The sequence below is a fragment of the Nocardia mangyaensis genome, assembly GCF_001886715.1.
In the GTDB taxonomy this organism is placed as follows: domain Bacteria; phylum Actinomycetota; class Actinomycetes; order Mycobacteriales; family Mycobacteriaceae; genus Nocardia; species Nocardia mangyaensis.
The window spans coordinates 2,136,881-2,153,645 of the sequence record NZ_CP018082.1 but is presented as its reverse complement, the minus strand read 5'-3'; the positions used below and the strand labels follow the sequence as shown (position 1 = coordinate 2,153,645).

At 69.1% G+C, this 16,765-nt stretch carries 20 protein-coding genes and 1 tRNA gene; 7 read left to right on the top strand and 14 right to left on the bottom strand.

Annotated elements, in window-relative coordinates:
- Positions 1–31 precede the first annotated feature (31 nt).
- Positions 32–649, bottom strand: coding sequence for an ANTAR domain-containing response regulator (locus tag BOX37_RS09750; protein ID WP_071927361.1), 618 nt, complete (start codon positions 647–649; stop codon positions 32–34).
- Positions 650–854: 205 nt separating this feature from the next.
- Positions 855–941, bottom strand: a tRNA-Leu gene (locus BOX37_RS09745).
- Between the two features lie 110 nt (positions 942–1,051).
- Here BOX37_RS09745 and BOX37_RS09740 point away from each other — a divergent pair.
- The 3 genes from BOX37_RS09740 (at position 1,052) to BOX37_RS09730 (ending at position 2,876) form a co-directional block, all read left to right on the top strand.
- Positions 1,052–1,561 carry a monooxygenase family protein gene (locus tag BOX37_RS09740; RefSeq protein WP_071927360.1) on the top strand — a complete coding sequence of 170 codons (510 nt, stop codon included), beginning with the start codon at positions 1,052–1,054 and terminating at the stop codon, positions 1,559–1,561.
- A 185-nt stretch (positions 1,562–1,746) separates the two neighbouring features.
- Positions 1,747–2,364 carry an arsenate reductase/protein-tyrosine-phosphatase family protein gene (locus tag BOX37_RS09735; RefSeq protein WP_071931340.1) on the top strand — a complete coding sequence of 206 codons (618 nt, stop codon included), beginning with the start codon at positions 1,747–1,749 and terminating at the stop codon, positions 2,362–2,364.
- Between the two features lie 131 nt (positions 2,365–2,495).
- Positions 2,496–2,876, top strand: coding sequence for a hypothetical protein (locus BOX37_RS09730; RefSeq protein ID WP_084759516.1), 381 nt, complete (start codon positions 2,496–2,498; stop codon positions 2,874–2,876).
- 9 nt (positions 2,877–2,885) lie between these two features.
- Here BOX37_RS09730 and BOX37_RS09725 read toward each other — a convergent pair whose 3' ends face one another.
- The 10 genes from BOX37_RS09725 to BOX37_RS09680 form a co-directional block, all read right to left on the bottom strand.
- Positions 2,886–3,755 (bottom strand): acyl-CoA thioesterase, encoded by an 870-nt coding sequence (locus BOX37_RS09725; protein ID WP_084760761.1) that lies wholly within the window; start codon positions 3,753–3,755, stop codon positions 2,886–2,888.
- Positions 3,756–3,796: 41 nt separating this feature from the next.
- On the bottom strand, positions 3,797–5,215 hold the full coding sequence (gene pyk, locus BOX37_RS09720; protein ID WP_156910349.1) for a pyruvate kinase: 1,419 nt from the start codon (positions 5,213–5,215) through the stop codon (positions 3,797–3,799).
- 74 nt (positions 5,216–5,289) lie between these two features.
- Positions 5,290–5,487, bottom strand: a complete 198-nt coding sequence (locus BOX37_RS09715; RefSeq protein WP_240505289.1) for an ABC transporter permease — start codon at positions 5,485–5,487, stop codon at positions 5,290–5,292.
- Between the two features lie 63 nt (positions 5,488–5,550).
- The gene (locus tag BOX37_RS09710; RefSeq protein WP_071927356.1) at positions 5,551–6,087 is read right to left on the bottom strand and encodes a TM2 domain-containing protein; all 537 of its coding nucleotides are present in this window, start codon (positions 6,085–6,087) and stop codon (positions 5,551–5,553) included.
- Between the two features lie 224 nt (positions 6,088–6,311).
- The gene (gene lgt / locus BOX37_RS09705; RefSeq protein WP_071931339.1) at positions 6,312–7,400 is read right to left on the bottom strand and encodes a prolipoprotein diacylglyceryl transferase; all 1,089 of its coding nucleotides are present in this window, start codon (positions 7,398–7,400) and stop codon (positions 6,312–6,314) included.
- A gap of 111 nt (positions 7,401–7,511) precedes the next feature.
- Positions 7,512–8,312: a tryptophan synthase subunit alpha gene (gene trpA / locus BOX37_RS09700; protein WP_071927355.1), complete on the bottom strand. Its 801-nt coding sequence runs from the start codon at positions 8,310–8,312 to the stop codon at positions 7,512–7,514.
- Positions 8,313–8,376: 64 nt separating this feature from the next.
- Complete coding sequence (gene trpB, locus BOX37_RS09695; protein WP_206045795.1) at positions 8,377–9,636, bottom strand: tryptophan synthase subunit beta; 1,260 nt, start codon at positions 9,634–9,636, stop codon at positions 8,377–8,379.
- Positions 9,633–10,454 (bottom strand): indole-3-glycerol phosphate synthase TrpC, encoded by an 822-nt coding sequence (gene trpC, locus BOX37_RS09690; protein ID WP_071927353.1) that lies wholly within the window; start codon positions 10,452–10,454, stop codon positions 9,633–9,635. Before trpC ends, trpB begins: the two co-directional genes overlap by 4 nt.
- Positions 10,455–10,578: 124 nt before the next feature.
- A complete protein-coding gene (locus tag BOX37_RS09685; protein WP_071927352.1) occupies positions 10,579–11,268 on the bottom strand; it encodes a TIGR02234 family membrane protein in 690 nt (229 codons plus the stop codon).
- Positions 11,265–12,803, bottom strand: coding sequence for an anthranilate synthase component I (locus BOX37_RS09680; protein ID WP_071927351.1), 1,539 nt, complete (start codon positions 12,801–12,803; stop codon positions 11,265–11,267). The genes BOX37_RS09685 and BOX37_RS09680 overlap by 4 nt, the downstream gene beginning before the upstream one ends.
- 137 nt (positions 12,804–12,940) lie before the next feature.
- Here BOX37_RS09680 and BOX37_RS09675 point away from each other — a divergent pair, with 137 nt between their 5' ends.
- The 4 genes from BOX37_RS09675 to BOX37_RS09660 all read left to right on the top strand — a co-directional run bounded on the left by BOX37_RS09675 (position 12,941) and on the right by BOX37_RS09660 (position 15,067).
- Positions 12,941–13,213, top strand: coding sequence for a hypothetical protein (locus BOX37_RS09675; RefSeq protein ID WP_071927350.1), 273 nt, complete (start codon positions 12,941–12,943; stop codon positions 13,211–13,213).
- A 115-nt stretch (positions 13,214–13,328) separates the two neighbouring features.
- Positions 13,329–13,799, top strand: coding sequence for a peroxiredoxin (locus BOX37_RS09670; protein ID WP_071927349.1), 471 nt, complete (start codon positions 13,329–13,331; stop codon positions 13,797–13,799).
- Between the two features lie 69 nt (positions 13,800–13,868).
- Positions 13,869–14,456, top strand: a complete 588-nt coding sequence (locus BOX37_RS09665; RefSeq protein WP_071927348.1) for a permease — start codon at positions 13,869–13,871, stop codon at positions 14,454–14,456.
- Positions 14,457–14,599: 143 nt separating this feature from the next.
- Entirely contained in the window at positions 14,600–15,067 is a 468-nt protein-coding gene (locus BOX37_RS09660; protein WP_071927347.1) for a MarR family winged helix-turn-helix transcriptional regulator, read from the top strand.
- Here the strand turns inward: BOX37_RS09660 and hisI are convergent.
- Together hisI and BOX37_RS09650 are read right to left on the bottom strand one after the other, a co-directional pair.
- On the bottom strand, positions 15,064–15,408 hold the full coding sequence (gene hisI / locus BOX37_RS09655) for a phosphoribosyl-AMP cyclohydrolase (protein WP_071927346.1): 345 nt from the start codon (positions 15,406–15,408) through the stop codon (positions 15,064–15,066). The genes BOX37_RS09660 and hisI overlap by 4 nt on opposite strands.
- Positions 15,405–16,694 carry a PucR family transcriptional regulator gene (locus tag BOX37_RS09650; protein ID WP_071927345.1) on the bottom strand — a complete coding sequence of 430 codons (1,290 nt, stop codon included), beginning with the start codon at positions 16,692–16,694 and terminating at the stop codon, positions 15,405–15,407. Before BOX37_RS09650 ends, hisI begins: the two co-directional genes overlap by 4 nt.
- Between the last annotated feature and the right edge of the window lie 71 nt (positions 16,695–16,765).

Here is a 16,765-nt window from a genome sequence, read left to right as displayed (position 1 = left end):
CGACACGCGCACCGACACAACGCGTTCCGCGTCACTGTGGAGTGAGGTTCTCCAGGACGACTTCGGCGACCGCCTTCATGGTGGTGCGGCGATCCATCGCGGTGCGCTGAATCCATTTGAATGCCTGCGGCTCCGACAGCCCCTGGGTCTGCATGAGCACGCCCTTGGCGCGTTCGACCAGTTTGCGCGTCTCCAGCCGATCCGACAGATTCGCGACTTCGGTTTCCAGCGCGGTGATTTCGTGGAAACGGCTGGCCGCGAGTTCGATCGCGGGCACCAGATCGGATTTGGTGAACGGCTTGACCAGGTAGGCCATCGCACCCGCGTCGCGGGCTCGCTCGACCAGGTCGCGCTGACTGAACGCAGTCAGGATCACCACGGGCGCAACACGTTTCGTGGCGATCTCGGCCGCAGCGTCGATGCCGTCGCGACGAGGCATCTTCACGTCCATGATGACCAGATCGGGGCGCAACTCCTCGGCGAGCTCGACGGCCTGCTGGCCGTCGCCCGCTTCGCCGACGACGTCGTAGCCCTCTTCCTTGAGCATTTCCACGAGGTCCATCCGGATGAGAGCCTCGTCCTCGGCGACGACGACACGCTTGGCCACGGCCTCACGAGTGGCGTCAGCGCCCCCTGCATTCGTGCTCATAGGTTCGACCCCTCTGGATTCCGATGCCTGTCGATCACACCACGACTGGCGACGGTGACCGAGTGATGTAGAGAGTACCTTTCGCCTCCGCGCAGAATGTATTGAGCTGCTCCGAAGCCACGGGTGACCGCGGGTGTGGCGGTCGCTGGCGACCCCGCACCGGATACTCCCCCGCGGAGCGCGGCGAGATGCCGCGCTACCGCCGTGGTGCCGAGTGTGGGACTCGAACCCACACGTCCTTTCGGACAACGGTTTTTGAGACCGTCGCGTCTGCCAGTTCCGCCAACCCGGCGCACCGCGGCCACTATAGCGTCTCGGCGCGCCGGGAAGCGAACCGCCGTCGAACCACCGGGGCACGCGCACCGTAGTACCAGCAGAGTCACCCAGCGGAAGGGCGCGGACATGCGGGTACAGCGGACGACGGTCGACCTGGACGCCTATCCCGACCTGGTGATGATCCTGCTCGGCATGCGGGTGCGGACCCCGCGCGGCCTGCTGCGCCTGCTCGGGGTCGGCCCCAAGCTCTACCGCTCGCACACCGACCGCCCCGACGGCCTGCTCCACCACGAGGACGTGGTGTGGTCGATGCTGCCGCCGCACTGGGGCGCCAGGCAGTACTGGCGCGATCTGGACTCACTCGAGCGCTGGACCCGTTCGGCGCCGCACCGGCAGTGGTGGCAGCAATTCCTGCGCGATTCCGGCGGCACCGGTTTCTGGCACGAGGCGTACTTCCGGCGCGGCGGGATCGACGCGGTCTACGACGACATGACCGCGGCGACCGGACTGGCCGCGTTCGCACCGGTGGTGCCCGCGCGCGGGACGATGTTCTCCACCCGCGGCCGGGTGCACGGCACCACACCAGCCGTGCCGCCAGTTGTTTCCGAATCGAATTATTACGACCCGAACGAGTGATCACCGACACATATCGGTGCCGGGTTTCCATCACCTATCTCGCGGGTATCACGGTCACACGCAACGGATTTCCGTATCATGATTCATGTACGGAATTCAACCGAAAGGTGAATAACCAGCACCACGCCTGTGATGGTTACAATTTCGGCCTATTGCGCGACAATCGACCCGATTACGGTGTCGATATGCACGTGCTGTTCGTCTGTAACTCCAACGTCTGCCGGTCGGTGATCGCCGAACGGCTCGCCAGGGCGTTCGCAGCGGACAACCGTCTACCCGGGCTGACCGCCGAGAGTGCGGGAACACGTGCGCTGGTGGGTTTTCCGGCCGAGCCCCTTGCCGCGGAGACCATCGCCGGACTCGGTGGCCACACCGAGGGTTTCAAGGCACGCAAACTCCGGCCCGAGATGGTCGATCGCGCCGACCTGGTGCTGACGATGACCGAGGCACTGCGCGATCAGGTGGGCGAACTCGGCTTCGGCGCCGCGGCGCGCACGTTCACCCTGCCGGAGGCGCACCGGATCGCCAAGGTCACCGGCGCGAAGTCCATTGCCGCGCTGCACCGGGCCCGCAACGACCTGGCCTATGTGGGCCGGGAGAACATCGCCGACCCGATCGGGCTGTCGGCCGAAGCCTTCCTCGAGATCGGCGACCGGATCGCCGAACTGCTGTTCCCGCTGCTGGGCGCGCTGGCGCCATACAACCAGGCCGGCCATGGCACCGACGAGCGCCTCGGCCTGGTGATCGAACCGCGCCCGGCGCGCCCACTGTCGACCTTTCTGGCCGCTCAGCGGGGCCGCTGAGCGAGGCTCTGTTCCCCGGGCCGCCCAGGGATTAGACTTCGGCGCGGACGCGTTGTTGCCCTGCTGGTTCGACACACGACAGGACTGGAGACTTGCCGAAACGCATTTCGGATGTTTCGCTCCATGTGTTTGTGACGCCGGAAATCCTCCACCGCATCGTCGCCAGTATCCGAACCGTGGTCGACGATCACCTCCAGGACCGAGATGTCTTCGCCTGGCGGTTCACACTGCCCGTCGACACCGCCGATCCGATCCACGACGACCTCGAATCACAGTGGCGCGGTACGCATTCCGGATCGGATCCGGAAAGGGAGGCCACCTATGAGATCGCACTGAGCCTGGTCGGCGACCCGGACGAATTCACCGACGCCGATATCGCCGAGCTCGAGGACTGCCTGGTACTGGCCGTCTACGGCGCGGTCGCTCCGGAGCCGAGCCCCGGTGTGCCCTTCCGGCTACGCGCCGACCAGCGCACCGATTTCGCCCTCGAACTCGACCCCGAGCACCGCTGAGCGCGGCGCTCAGCGGGCCGGGAAGTGCCGGATGACGCCTTCCTGCACGGTGGTGGCGAGCAGCTCGCCGGTCCGCGAGTAGAACCGGCCGGTCGCCAGGCCCCGCGAGCCCGCCGCGACCGGTGACTCGGTGGCGTAGAGGGTCCAGTCGTCGAACCGGAACGGCCGGTGGAACCAGATCGAATGGTTCACCGTCGCCGCGAGAATTCGGTCCAGACCCCACGACAAACCGTGCGTGGTGATGATCGAATCGAGCACCGTGGTGTCAGAGGAGTAGCCCAGCGCGGCGACATGCAGCAGCGGATCGTCGGGCAGGGTGCCATCGGTGCGCATCCAGACCCGGTTGTGGTTGAGCTTCTCGCCGGTGCCCTTGAGGATCCAGGCCGGGTCGTTGGTGTAGCGCATGTCGATCGGATGCGGGGCCTTGATGAACATCTCGAGCTTGTCCTCGAAGCCCGCGAAGCTCTCCTCGACCCGGGGCAAGCTCTCGGGGTCGGGCACGTCCGGGCCCTCGTGGGAGTGCTCGAGACCCTTGCCCCAGTCCTGGAAGGCGGCCAGCATGACGAACAGTTCCTGCCCGTCCTGGCTGGCCGTGACCGTCCGGTTGGCCAGCGCGCGGCCGTCACGATGACGCTGCACGTGGTACTCGATCGGCTTCTTCACATCCCCGCCGCGCACGAAATGCGCGTTGATCGCGTGCAGCGGGCGACCCACCGCGGTGCGTCCGGCAGCGACGATCGCCTGCGACACCAGCTGCCCGCCGAAGGTGCGGCTCCACACCTTCTCGGGATGGTTGCCGAGGAAGACGTCCTCGCCGATCGGTTCGAGGTCGAGCAGGCCGAGCAGCACCCCCAGATCGGGAGACGGCACACCCTGCACGGAGTCGACCTCGACCGATCCGCCTACCGAACTACTCACGACTAGTGGTCCTCCTCGCCGATGCGATGCACATGGATCAGGTTGGTGGAACCGACGGTACCCGGCGGGGAGCCCGCGACGATCACCACGAGGTCACCCTTGCGATAACGGTCCATCGACAACAGTGCCTGATCCACCTGGTGGATCATCGCGTCGGTGCTCGCCACCATGGGCACGATGAAGGTCTCGGTGCCCCAGGTCAGCGTCAGCTGGCTGCGCACCTCCGGCAGCGGGGTGAACGCCAGCAGCGGCAGCGGAGTGTGCAGCCGAGCCAGCCGGCGCACGGTGTCACCGGACTGGGTGAACGCCACCAGCGCCTTGGCGTTGAGGCGCTCGCCGATGTCGCGGGCGGCGTAGGAGATCACGCCGCGCTTGGTACGCGGCACGTGGGTCAGGGGTGGCACCCGGGAGGTCTCCGATTCCACGGCGGTGACGATGCGCGCCATCGTGCGGACCGCGTCGATCGGCCAGGCGCCGACCGAGGTCTCCCCCGACAGCATCACCGCGTCGGCGCCGTCGAGCACCGCGTTGGCGACATCGGAGGCCTCCGCGCGGGTCGGGCGGGAGTTCTCGATCATCGACTCCAGCATCTGGGTCGCCACGATCACCGGCTTGGCGTTCTCGCGGGCCATCTGGATCGCGCGCTTCTGCACCAGCGGCACCTGCTCGAGCGGCAACTCCACGCCGAGGTCGCCACGGGCCACCATCACCGCGTCGAAGGCGAGCACGATCGCCTCGAGATTGTCGATCGCCTCGGGCTTCTCCAGCTTGGCGATCACCGGCACTCGGCGCCCGACCCGGTCCATGATCTCGTGGACGAGCTCGATGTCGGCGGGTGAGCGCACGAACGACAAGGCGATGAAGTCCACGCCCAGCTTCAGCGCGAACTCGAGGTCTTCGATGTCCTTGCCGGACAGGGCCGGCACCGACACGTTCATGCCGGGCAGCGACAGGCCCTTGTTGTTGCTGACCGGGCCGCCCTCGGTGACCCGGCAGACCACGTCGTTGCCGTCGATGTGCTCGACCGTGAGCCCGACCTTGCCGTCGTCGACGAGCAGGCGGTCACCGGCCTTGGCGTCGGCGGCGAGTTCCTTGTACGTCGTCGAGACGCGGCCGTGCGTGCCCTCGACCTCGTCGACGGTGATCCGCACCTGCTGGCCGTTGGCCCACTCGGTGCGGCCCTCGGCGAAACGGCCGAGGCGGATCTTGGGGCCCTGTAGGTCGGCCAGGATGCCGACCGCGCGGCCGGTCTCGTCGGAGGCCGCGCGGACCATCTTGTAGTTGTCGGCGTGGTCGGCGTGGTCGCCATGGCTGAAGTTCAGCCGGGCCACATCCATACCACTTTCGACGAGCTCACGAATACGGTCCTGGGAGGCAGTGGCCGGTCCGAGGGTGCACACAATCTTCGTCCGTCGCATCACAGGGACAAAGCGTAGTCCTCCCGCCTCGCCGCGTCCTTTCCCCGGTCGGGTTGACCGGTGAGTTAGCGAGGTGTTCACGAAATCGGTTGCCACCGAACCGCCACGTGCCGCGACAAACGGGTCTCGAGCCGGGACTGGCCGACGCCGAGGAACAGGCAGATGATCCAGTAGTGGATCGCGGCGACGCCGTAGCGGGCGAAGAAGTCGAAGGTCGGCGCGGCCGCGAGCCGGGCGGTGCGCAGCAGTTCGCTCACCATGATCGGAACGCTCACGCGGAAACGCGAACGGGTGCCCCGCCAGGCGGAGCACCCGTTCGGTGCGAGCGGAGACCGCGCTCATTCGCGCAGCGGGCGCCCCTGCGCGTCAGGCACCTTGCCGGTGAGCATCATGATGCCGTCGATCAGTGGCCAGATCGCACCGAGGCCACAGGTCAGCCACACGACAGCGATCTGGGCGATACCCAGGCCGGTGTAGCCGAGATAGAAGCGGCCGACGCCGAACCCGCCCAGGAAGATCTGGAGCAGGCCGGCCATCAGCTTCTGCTTGTCCGAGAACGGGACGCCGTACATGTCCCGGCCGTACGGTGCTTCCGGATCAGCCGGGTTGTAGCCCTGCGGCATGCCGTAGGGCGCGGCGCCGTAGGCGGGCTGGGGTTGACCGTACGGATCGGCGGGCTGACCGTACCCCGGCTGCGGCTGACCGTACTGCGGCTGCCCGTATCCCGGCTGCGGCTGGCCATAGCCCGGCTGCTGTGCGTAGGGATCCGACGGCTGACCGTAGGCGGGCTGACCGTACTGCGGCTGCGCCCCGGAATCGGGCTGCTTGCCGAGGTCAGGGCCGTATTGCGGATTGGGGTTGTAGGGGTCGGTCACTCATGTCCTCCATCATTCGTGCGGGTACCCGTCGTGGCCCCCGGCCGGTGGCGATCGGCCGAACGGCGGTGCGCCCGCGACGATCTCCGGACATTGTTGTCACAACGACGGGCCGGTGTCGCCTCGGGTGCCCCGCGAACGACCGGCGACACTGTCGACGAAATATCGCGGCGGGCGTCTGGAATGTTGCCGCACACCCGCCGTTTTCGCGAACCCTTCACGGTTCAGGACTTCTTCGTCCTCGATGTCGTCGACTCGGTGACCTCGTCGGCGACGGAGTCTTCAGCGTCCCCTGCCTGCGCGGTCTCGCCCTCGGACTTGTCCGTGCTCACGGTGGACTCGTCCGTGGTCGCGGCCTTGTCCGTGGTCGCGGAATCCGCTTCCGTGGCGGCATCGCCGGCCGCCCGCAGGGCCGAGATCTGCCACGGCCACGGCCGGGGCTCGGCACCGGGCTGCAGCTGCGCCGGGGCCTCCCTGCCCTTGGTCGCCAGCGCGAAATAGGCCATGGCGGCGAGGAAGACGATCGCGGAGGTGAACGAGTTGATTCGGATGCCGAGCACGTGGGTCGCCTCGTCGTTGCGCATCAGCTCGACGAAGAACCGGCCGAAGCTGTACCCGGCGACATAGAGGGCGAACAGACGCCCGTGCCCGATCCGGTAGCGCTTGTCCAGCTGCACCAGCAGCACGACGATCAGCACGTTCCAGATGAGTTCGTAGAGGAAGGTCGGGTGCACGACCTCTTGAACCTGGCCGGTCGAGACACCGTTCATCATGTCCCGCGCGCCGGTCTCGGGATCGAACCGGTTGTAGATCTCGAGACCCCACGGCAGATCGGTGGGGCGGCCGTAGAGCTCCTGGTTGAAGTAGTTGCCGAGGCGGCCGATCGCCTGGGCCAGCAGCACGGCGGGCGCGACGGCGTCACCGAGGGCGGGCAGCGGGATCTTGTACACCCGGCAGCCGATCCAGGCGCCGACGCCGCCGAAGAACACCGCCCCCCAGATGCCGAGGCCGCCCTGCCAGATGTAGAGGGCCTCCATCGGGTCCTTGCCCTCACCGAAATACTTCTGCCAGTCGGTGGCCACGTGATAGATCCGGCCACCGATCAGGCCGGCGGGCACCGCGAACATCGCGACATCGAGTACCGCGCCCGGCTGACCACCCCGCGCGCGCCACCGGCGCTCACCCCACCACAGGGCGACGATGATCCCGGCGATGATGAACAGCGCGTAGGACCGGAGCGGGACGGGTCCGAGATGCCAGACGCCCTGGGGCGGACTCGGAATGTAGGCCAGGACTGAGTTCACGGGCCCCAGGTTAGTGGAAGCGCACACGAGCACGTTGCCGCCACCCGAACAGCGGTCAGCGCACCGATGACGAACACCGGGCCCGGCCGCATCTGCGCTGCCGGGCCCGGTGCCGAACGACTAGATGCGGACGGTCGCCGAACGCACGCCCTCGGCCAGCTCGGTGGTCAGGGCTCGTACGGCGTCCAACCCCTCGGCGGCGGCCGTGACCAGCGCCGAGCCGACGATCACACCGTCGGCGTACCCCGCGATCTCGGCGGCCTGGGCACCCGAGCGCACGCCGAGCCCGACACCGATCGGGATGTCGGAGTGCGCGCGGATCCGGGCGCACAGGGCGGGCGCGGCCGAGGAGACCGCGTCCCGCGCGCCGGTCACGCCCATGGTGGAGGCCGCGTAGACGAAACCGCGCGACGCCTCCAGGGTCTTGACCAGTCGCTCCTCGGTCGAGGACGGCGCGACCAGGAAGATGCGGTCCAGATTGTGCGTGGACGAGGCGATGAACCAGTCGTCGGCCTCGTCGGGGATCAGGTTCGGCGTGATGATGCCCGCGCCGCCGGCCGCGGCGAGGTCGCGCGCGAAGGTGTCGACGCCGTACTTGAGCACCGGGTTCCAGTAACTCATCACCACGGCCTGTCCCCCGGCCTCGGTGATGGCCTCGACGACGCGGAACACATCGCGCACCCGCACCCCGCCGCGCAGCGCCTGCTCGGCGGCGGCCTGGATGGTCGGCCCGTCCATCACCGGATCGGAGTAGGCGACGCCGACTTCCACGATGTCGCAACCGGATTCGACCATGGCGCGAACCACGTCGAGGGATCCGGCGAGGTCGGGATAGCCCGCGGGCAGGTACCCGACGAGCGCGGCCCGGTTCTCCCGGCGCGCGGCGGCGAAGGTGTTGGCCAGACGGGACTGCTGGCTCACGACCGTTCCTCGCTTGCGCTCGTCGCGGTCGACGCCATGGGCGCTGTGCTGATGGTTCGCTCGCTCACGACTTGTTCTCCTCGGCGTCGTCGTCGAACAGACCGAACCAGCGGCCCGCGGTGTCCATGTCCTTGTCACCGCGACCGGACAGGTTGACCAGGATGATCGCGCCCTCGCCGAGTTCACGGCCCAGCTTCAGCGCGCCCGCCACGGCGTGCGCGGACTCGATGGCCGGGATGATGCCCTCGGTGCGCGAGAGCAGCAGCAGCGCGTCCATGGCCTCGGTGTCGGTGATCGGCCGGTACTCGGCGCGACCGGTGTCCTTGAGGTAGGCGTGCTCGGGGCCGACGCCCGGATAGTCCAGACCGGCCGAGATCGAGTGCGATTCGATCGTCTGCCCGTCCTCGTCCTGCAGCAGGTAGGAGTAGGCGCCCTGGAACGCTCCGGGGGTGCCGCCGGTGAAAGTGGCCGCGTGCCTGCCGGTTTCGACGCCGTCACCGGCCGCCTCGAAACCGACCAGGCGCACACCGGCGTCCGGGATGAAGGCGTGGAAGATGCCGATGGCGTTGGAGCCGCCGCCGACACAGGCCACGACCGCCTCGGGCAGCCTGCCCGCCCGCTGCTGGATCTGCTCGCGTGCCTCCAGCCCGATCACGCGCTGGAAATCACGCACCAGCAGCGGGAACGGGTGCGGGCCCGCCGCGGTGCCGAAGCAGTAGAAGGTGTCGTCGGCATGACTGACCCAGTCGCGCAGCGCCTCGTTGATGGCGTCCTTGAGGGTCTGCGAACCGGAGTCCACCGGGACGACCTCGGCGCCGAGCAGGCGCATCCGGGCGACATTGAGCGCCTGGCGGGCGGTGTCGACCGCGCCCATGTAGATCACGCAGTCCAGCCCGAGCAGCGCGCACGCGGTCGCGGTGGCGACACCGTGCTGACCGGCCCCGGTCTCGGCGATGACGCGGGTCTTGCCCATCCGCTTGGCCAGCAGGACCTGGCCGAGGACGTTGTTGATCTTGTGTGAACCGGTGTGGTTGAGGTCCTCGCGCTTGAGGAAGATCCGCGCGCCACCGGCGTGCTCGGCCAGGCGGGTGCATTCGAACACCGGCGACGGTCGGCCGGTGTAGTCGCGCTGCAGCCGGTCGAGCTCGTCGAGGAAGCCGCGGTCGGAACGGATCTTGTCGTACTCAGCGGTGACCTCCTCGATCACCGCCATCAACGCCTCGGGGACGTGCCGTCCGCCGTAGACACCGAAGTGCCCGCCCGCGTCGGGCTCGTAGTCGCTGTGCTGAGCGACGCCGGCACTGGCCGGGGGCAGAGCGGTCACCGAATGCTCCGGCGGGCCGGCTTCGGGCAGGACGGGTGGGTGCCCGCGGTCACCAGTTCGGAGACGGCCGAGCGTGGGTTGCCGCTGGTCACCAGCCCCTCGCCGACGAGCACCGCGTCGGCACCCGCGCCGGCGTAGGCCAGCAGGTCCGCGGTACCGCGGATACCGGACTCGGCCACCCGGATGACCTCCGAGGGCAGGCCGGGCGCGATCCGCGCGAACACGTCACGGTCGACTTCCAGGGTCTTGAGATTGCGGGCGTTGACGCCGATCACCGACGCACCGGCCTCGAGCGCGCGATCGGCCTCTTCCTCGGTGTGCACCTCCACCAGAGCGGTCATGCCGAGAGACTCGGTGCGGTCGATCAGCGAGGCGAGCACGTCCTGTTCGAGTGCGGCCACGATCAGCAGGATCACGTCGGCACCGTGGGCACGGGCCTCGTGGATCTGGTACGGGCCGAGGACGAAGTCCTTGCGCAGAACCGGGATGTTCACCGCGGCGCGCACCGCGTCGAGGTCGTCGAGGGAACCGCCGAAGCGGCGGCTCTCGGTGAGCACGCTGATGATGCGCGCGCCACCGTCTTCATAGGCCTTGGCCAGCACGGTGGGATCGGGGATGTCGGCCAGCGCGCCCTTGGAGGGGCTGGCTCGCTTCACCTCGGCGATGACACCGATCCCGTCCTCGTGCAGCGCGGCCCGCGCGTCCAGCGGTGCCTTCACGGCAGCCGCGGCAGCTTTGATCGCCTGAAAATCGAGGAGGGCTTCGCGGGCGGCAACATCCGCCCGAACCCCGTCGAGAATCGAGTCGAGTACCGTCATCTGGCTCGAATCCTTTCTGGGGAGACGAACTTCTCACCTGAGAGTCCCCTCAGGCGCTGTCTCACCGATGCTGGACAAGAATAAATGGCCGCCGCGCGTGTCACTGCGGCGGGGGTGCTGGGCGTCACGGCTTCCGCTCGCCCGGCGCGCGGTCGGTACTCGGCTCGTCGAGGTCCTCGGTCGGGTCGGTGCCCGCGTCGAGCGCGTCCCAGAGCACCCGGTCCGACAGCGGCGCCGCGGTTCCCGTCGCACCGTGCTGCTTGCTCACCTGTGCGCTGGCGTCGGCGCGACGGACCACCGGGTTGTCGTATTTGCTCGACAGCTCCGCGCCCTGGCCGGTCCGGCGGGTCAGCAGGACACCGGCGATCAAGGCGAGAGTGGCCGCCAGAATCGACAGAATCGCAGGCCCGAGGTGCGTGTCCGCGCCGCTGACCACCGCGCGCACCGGCAACTCGGCCAGGGTGCCCGCCCGCTCGGCCGTCCTCCCCTCGCCCACGGCCAGCGCGAACCCCGGCACCGCCGCGACCGCGGCGACCACCGCGATCACCACGCCGAGGATCTGCCGCAGCGCACCCTTGACCGCGAACACCGCGGCGATCGAGGCGAGCAGCACCAGTGCCAGCGGGGTCAGCGCGCCGAACCAGGTGCTGCCGTCGAGGTCGTCGGTCCGCGGCTCGGTGAGCCCGTCGGCGGAGTGCACCGTCACCCAGGTCATCCGTGACGACGCCCACAGTCCGGCCGCGGCGACCGCGAGCAGCGCGAGCGGGACGATCGGCTTGGCGGCCGGTGCCGGGGCGGGCTCAGGGCCGCTCATTGCGGGCCGCCGTCGTAGGTGCGCAGGGTCTTGGCCGCCGCGATCGCCTTGAGCACCGCCATGGCCTTGTTACGGGCCTCGGTGTCCTCGTAGACCGGATCGGAGTCGGCGACCACCCCCGCGCCCGCCTGCACGTAGGCGGTGCCGTCCTTGAGCAGCGCGGTGCGGATGGCGATGGCGGTATCGGCGTCACCCGCGAAGTCCAGATAGCCGACCACGCCGCCGTAGACCCCGCGCCGGGTCGGTTCGAGTTCCTCGATCAGCTCCATCGCCCGCACTTTGGGCGCGCCCGAGAGGGTGCCCGCGGGGAAGCAGGCCTGCACCGCGTCGAGCGCGATCTTGCCCTCGGCGAGCTGCCCGGACACCGTGGAGACCAGGTGCATCACGTGGCTGTAGCGCTCGATGTGGCGGTACTCGGTGACCCGCACGGTGCCGGGGCGACAGACCCGGCCCAGATCGTTGCGGCCCAGATCGACGAGCATCAGATGCTCGGCGTTCTCCTTGTCGTCGGCGAGCAGGTCCTTCTCGAGCAGGAGGTCGTCCTCCTCGGTCTTGCCGCGCCAGCGGGTTCCCGCGATCGGATGGGTGGTGGCCACCCCGTCCTGCACGGTGACCAGCGATTCGGGACTGGACCCGACGATGGAGAACGCGGTGCCGCCCGCACCGTCGGGGATGTGCATCAGATACATGTACGGGCTCGGGTTCGACGCGCGCAGCATCCGGTAGACCGCCAGCGGGGAGCCCGTGTAGTCCATCTCGAAGCGCTGCGAGAGCACCACCTGGAAGGCCTCGCCCGCTTCGATCTCCTTGATCAGGCGGCGCACGCCGACGCCGAACTCCTCGGTGGTGCGCCGGCGCAGGAACTCCGGCTCCGGCTGGTCGAACACCGACACGGTCGAGGGGGCGGGCGCGGCCAGCGCGGCGGTCATCGCGTCCAGGCGGGCCACGGCGTCGTCGTAGGCGGCGTCGACGTGCTCGTCGGTGCCGTTCCAGTTCACCGCGTTGGCGATGAGGGTGATCGCGCCCTCGTGGTGGTCGAAGGCGGCCAGGTCGGTGGCCAGCATGAGGACCAGCTCGGGCAGCCCGAGATCGTCGGCGGCGAGCTCGGGCAGACGTTCGATCCGGCGCACCGCGTCGTAGCCGAGATAGCCGACCAAACCGCCGGTCAGCGGGGGCAGACCGGGCAGGCGCTCGGTACGCAGCAGTTCGAGGGTCTCGTGCAGCGCGCGCAGTGGATCACCGCCGGACGGCGCGTCGGCGGGGACGGCGCCGAACCAGGTCGCCTCGCCGTCGACGACGGTCAGCGCCGACGGACTGCCCGCGCCGATGAACGACCAGCGCGACCACGAACGACCGTTCTCGGCGGACTCGAACAGGAAGGTACCCGGTCGGTCGTCGGCCAGTTTGCGATAGGCCGAGAGCGGAGTTTCGGAGTCCGCCAGCACCTTTCGGGTCACCGGGACCACCCGGTGCTCGGCGGCGAGCAGCCGGAACTGGTCGCGGGTCGTGGTGGTTGGTGTCGACGCGCCAGGCATGGGCCCATCATCCCAGGCGGGCCGTCACCGCCGTGCGCTGGCCCGACCCCATTCGATATCTCGGCGTGATCGGGATCACCTACACTCGCGCGCGTTCCATGTCGCACGCGGTAATTCCCTTTCCGAGAGGAGCCAGGTTGTACCCCTCGCACCAGGGCGCACAGGACGGCCGGTTGGCCGCCCCGTCGCAGCAGCACTACGGTCCCGGCCAGCAGTCCGCGGCGAACGCGCTCACGTCGTTCGTCACCTACGCCAAGGCCATGCAGGATCTCGACGAGAAGACCTTCCCGGTCGAATACGCCGGGCACCGCGATCGCATCCGCGAACTCGAGCCGATGCTGCGTGTGCACGGCATCCTCGACGTGATGGAGATCCGCAATCCCGAGATCGCGGCACTGCTGAAGAAGTAGTCCCGGCGACGGGTGCGGTCCGTCGGGGGCGGCGCCGGTCGACGGCGGGATCCCCGTTCACCCGAGGGTGAGCGGGGATCTTCCGTCCCCACCGGGCGGTCGCTAGGGTCGGGACATGCAGCCAGGCCAGACAGCTCCCCAGTTCGAACTCCCCGACCAGTCCGATCAGCTCCGCTCGCTCGACGGCCTGCTCGCCGCCGGTCCGCTCGTGCTGTTCTTCTACCCCGCCGCCAACACCCCGGTGTGCACGGCCGAGGCCTGCCACTTCCGCGATCTGAGCGCGGAGTTCGCCGCCATCGGCGCCTCGTGCGCCGGGATCAGCACCGACAGCACCGAGGTGCAGGCCGGTTTCGCGGCCAAGCAGCGGCTCGACTACCCGGTGCTGTCGGACCGGGACGGCAAGGTCGCCGAGAGCTTCGGCGTCAAGCGCGGGCTACTGGGCAAGCTGGCCCCGGTCAAGCGGCACACTTTCGTCATCGATACCGATCGCACGATCCTGAAGATCGTCACCGGCGAACTGCGCGCGGCCGTGCACGCCGACGAGGCGCTGGCGTTCCTGCGCGAGCGCGCGAGCACGCCCGAGTAGTCGGCGATCGCCGAAACGCCGGGCGGCGGATCGACGCCCGGGGCCGCCGCCGCACATACGCTGGAGCCCATGACAACCGGCGAGGCGCAGTCGAACGGTCAGAAGTCCACCGCCACCGTGTGGCGCAACCGGGCGATCATCACGGTCGCCACGGCCGTGGTGCTGGTGATCGCGTATCTCATCCTGTCCTCGTTCATTCCGCGCTGGTGGGCCCAGCGACTGGCCAACATGGTGCACGGCAGCTTCACCCAGGGCATCTGGTGGGGACTGGTGTTCGGCCTGGTGTTCACCCTGGTCCCCCTGCTGCTGGTGGTGCTCGCGGTCCGGGTGTGGAAACGCAAGGGTGGCAAGTTCATCGCGGGTGCGGCGGTGATCGTCGCGCTGTTGACCGCCGTGCCCAACCTGATGACACTCACGATCGTGCTCGGTGGCAACAACGCCGCACACGCCGGTCAGCGCATCCTCGACGTGGACGCGCCCGCCTTCCGCGGCGCCTGCCTCGTCGGCGCCATCCTCGCGGCCGTCGTCTTCGCGCTGGTCCTGGCTCTGCTGGGCAAACGTGGACTCAACCGGCGCAGCGCAGCCAAGGCCGCCGCCGCGCCCGCCCCCGCGCCGACCCCGCCGCCTGGCACCCCGCCGATGACCGGCGAACGGTAGCGCCCGCCCGCACCACCCGGTGTTGTGAGTGACCTCACGACCACCGCCAACTCCCGGACGCCGCAGCGACGTCGTGGCAAACTCGTTCCGGTGCGCGTCCCACCCCTTCCCCACCGCCGCCCGGCCGCGAGGCAGCTCCGGCGATGACTCAGTGGCTCGACCCCGTCGAACAGCGCGCGTGGCAGGCGATCGTCGCGCTCATGACCAGGATTCCCGGCGCGTTGGACACCCGTCTGCAACGGGAGTACGGACTCACCCATTTCGAGTTCCGGGTGTTGAGCCTGCTCTCGGAGGAGGCCGGACACCGGCTGCAGTTGAGTGATCTCGCCCACAAGGCAAACGCTTCGCTATCGCGACTGTCCCATGTGGTGTCGAAGCTCGAACGTCTCGGCTGGGCGCGCCGCGACACCACCGCGGGCAGGCGCGGAGTGCACGCGATCCTCACCGACGCCGGATTCGAGAAGGTGATCGAGGCCGCGCCCGGCTATGTCGCCACCGTCCGCAGACTCGTGCTCGACGGCCTCGACGACACCCAGACCGCGCAGCTGGCGGTGCTCGGGGAAGCCCTGTCGGATCGGTTGAACCAGATGCTCGCCGAGGACTGCGACTAGTCCGCCGGCAGTAGCACGTCGGTGTCGAAGCAGGTGTGCGTGCCGATGTGACAGGCAGCGCCCTCCTGGTCGACGATCAGCAGGATCGTGTCGCCGTCGCAGTCCAGGCGCACCTCGTGCACGTACTGGGTGTGCCCCGAGGTCTCGCCCTTGACCCAGTACTGCTGCCGGGAGCGGGAGTAGTAGGTGCCCTGCCGGGTCGCCAGCGTGCGGGCCAGCGCCTCGTCGTCCATCCAGGCCATCATCAGCACGTCACCGGTCGACTTCTCCTGCGCGACCGCGGCGATCAGGCCCGCGTCGTTGCGCTTGAGGCGGGCGGCGATGGCGGGGTCGAGGCTCATGCCTCGTTTATAACACCGGCCTGCAATTCGATCGCCACCAGCAGCTCGACGAGGTCGTTGACGCTGCGCACATTGCGGCCGGTGAGTTCCTGGATCCGCCCGAGCCGGTACTGGGCCGTACTGAGGTGGATGCGCAGGGTGTCGGCGGCCTCGCGCAGGTTCATGTCCGCGGCGGCGAAGGCCCGGATGGTCTCGGCCAACGATCCGCCGCGGGCTCGGTCGTCGGCGAGTGCGGTGCCGATCCGCGGGTCGACGAGCTGGCGGGTGGTGTCGTCGGCGCGCAGCAACAGATAGCGGAACGGGGTCATCTGCGGCAGCGCGAGCACCCCGCCGCCCTCGGGCAGCAGCGCGAGCGCGGCTCTGGCCTGCTGATGGGCCCGCGGGAGTTGAGCGATCTCGGTGACCGCGGCGCTCACCCCGATCGCCAGCGCGATCCCGTCCGAGCACAGGTCGGCACGCAGCACACGCAGTCGCTCGCACAGCTCGTCGGCCGAGCCGTCGCGCGCCAGCGCCGGGATCGCGACGATCTCCGTGCCACGCGCCACCGCCAGCGTGCGCAGCCCGTTCACGCCGACCCGCGCCAGCGCCGCCGACACCAGCTGAGCGGCCTCACCCGGGTCGGTGGCCTCGGCACCGCGGTCGAGCACCACCGCGGTCACCACCACCAAGGGCGCGGTGCGTTCGGCGCCGATCCCGTGCGCGGTGGCCACCGACAGGTGCGGGCCCCCCGCGGGTAGCGCACCATCGAGCAGCGCGTCCATCAGCGCCTGGCTGTCGCGACCGGATTCGGCGGCCATGTACTGCTGGAATTCGAGGTAGGCGTCGGTGGCCTGGGTGCTGATCAGATCGGTGTAGCGCGCGAGCGGACCGGCCAGCGACAGCACCGCCTCGCGCCCCGCCTCGGTGTCTCCCGCGTGGGCGAGCAGCGATTTCCAGATCGCGCGCTGGCCGAGGCGGAATGCCGCGATGTAATCGACCAGCGGCAGACCCGAGCGCGCCCGCCGCGCGGCGGCCTGCCTGGCGTAGGTGACATCGGCGGGGGTGACCCGCTTGTGTTCGAGCAGCGCACCGAGTCCGGTGCGGCTGAGCCGGGCGAGCTGGTCGTGCACGTCGGAGAGGAAGCCGGGATCGGCGGTGCCGTAGCCGGGCAGCTGGGCACGGATCTTGGCCATCACATCGTCGGCGATGCCCTCGGCGCGGTCATAGGCGCAGGCGACGATCCGCGAGCGCTCGGCCTGCACTGTCTCCGAGACCGGGTGAGCGAGTAGATGTGATCCAGGCGACATGTTCGTGGAGTGTGCATGTCCGATTTGGCGGTGTCAACCGGCTCGAACCCTGTCCACAGCGGACGAGGCCA

Bases quoted from the DNA above. Each gene is read 5' to 3' on its own strand.
- BOX37_RS09660 (WP_071927347.1), top strand. From the start codon at position 14,600: ATGACTCAGTGGCTCGACCCCGTCGAACAGCGCGCGTGGCAGGCGATC.
- BOX37_RS09650 (WP_071927345.1), bottom strand. From the start codon at position 16,694: ATGTCGCCTGGATCACATCTACTCGCTCACCCGGTCTCGGAGACAGTG.
- trpC (WP_071927353.1), bottom strand. From the start codon at position 10,454: ATGACGGTACTCGACTCGATTCTCGACGGGGTTCGGGCGGATGTTGCC.
- BOX37_RS09740 (WP_071927360.1), top strand. From the start codon at position 1,052: ATGCGGGTACAGCGGACGACGGTCGACCTGGACGCCTATCCCGACCTG.
- hisI (WP_071927346.1), bottom strand. From the start codon at position 15,408: ATGAGCCTCGACCCCGCCATCGCCGCCCGCCTCAAGCGCAACGACGCG.
- BOX37_RS09680 (WP_071927351.1), bottom strand. From the start codon at position 12,803: ATGCCTGGCGCGTCGACACCAACCACCACGACCCGCGACCAGTTCCGG.
- BOX37_RS09670 (WP_071927349.1), top strand. From the start codon at position 13,329: ATGCAGCCAGGCCAGACAGCTCCCCAGTTCGAACTCCCCGACCAGTCC.
- BOX37_RS09685 (WP_071927352.1), bottom strand. From the start codon at position 11,268: ATGAGCGGCCCTGAGCCCGCCCCGGCACCGGCCGCCAAGCCGATCGTC.
- BOX37_RS09735 (WP_071931340.1), top strand. From the start codon at position 1,747: ATGCACGTGCTGTTCGTCTGTAACTCCAACGTCTGCCGGTCGGTGATC.
- BOX37_RS09750 (WP_071927361.1), bottom strand. From the start codon at position 649: ATGAGCACGAATGCAGGGGGCGCTGACGCCACTCGTGAGGCCGTGGCC.
- BOX37_RS09665 (WP_071927348.1), top strand. From the start codon at position 13,869: ATGACAACCGGCGAGGCGCAGTCGAACGGTCAGAAGTCCACCGCCACC.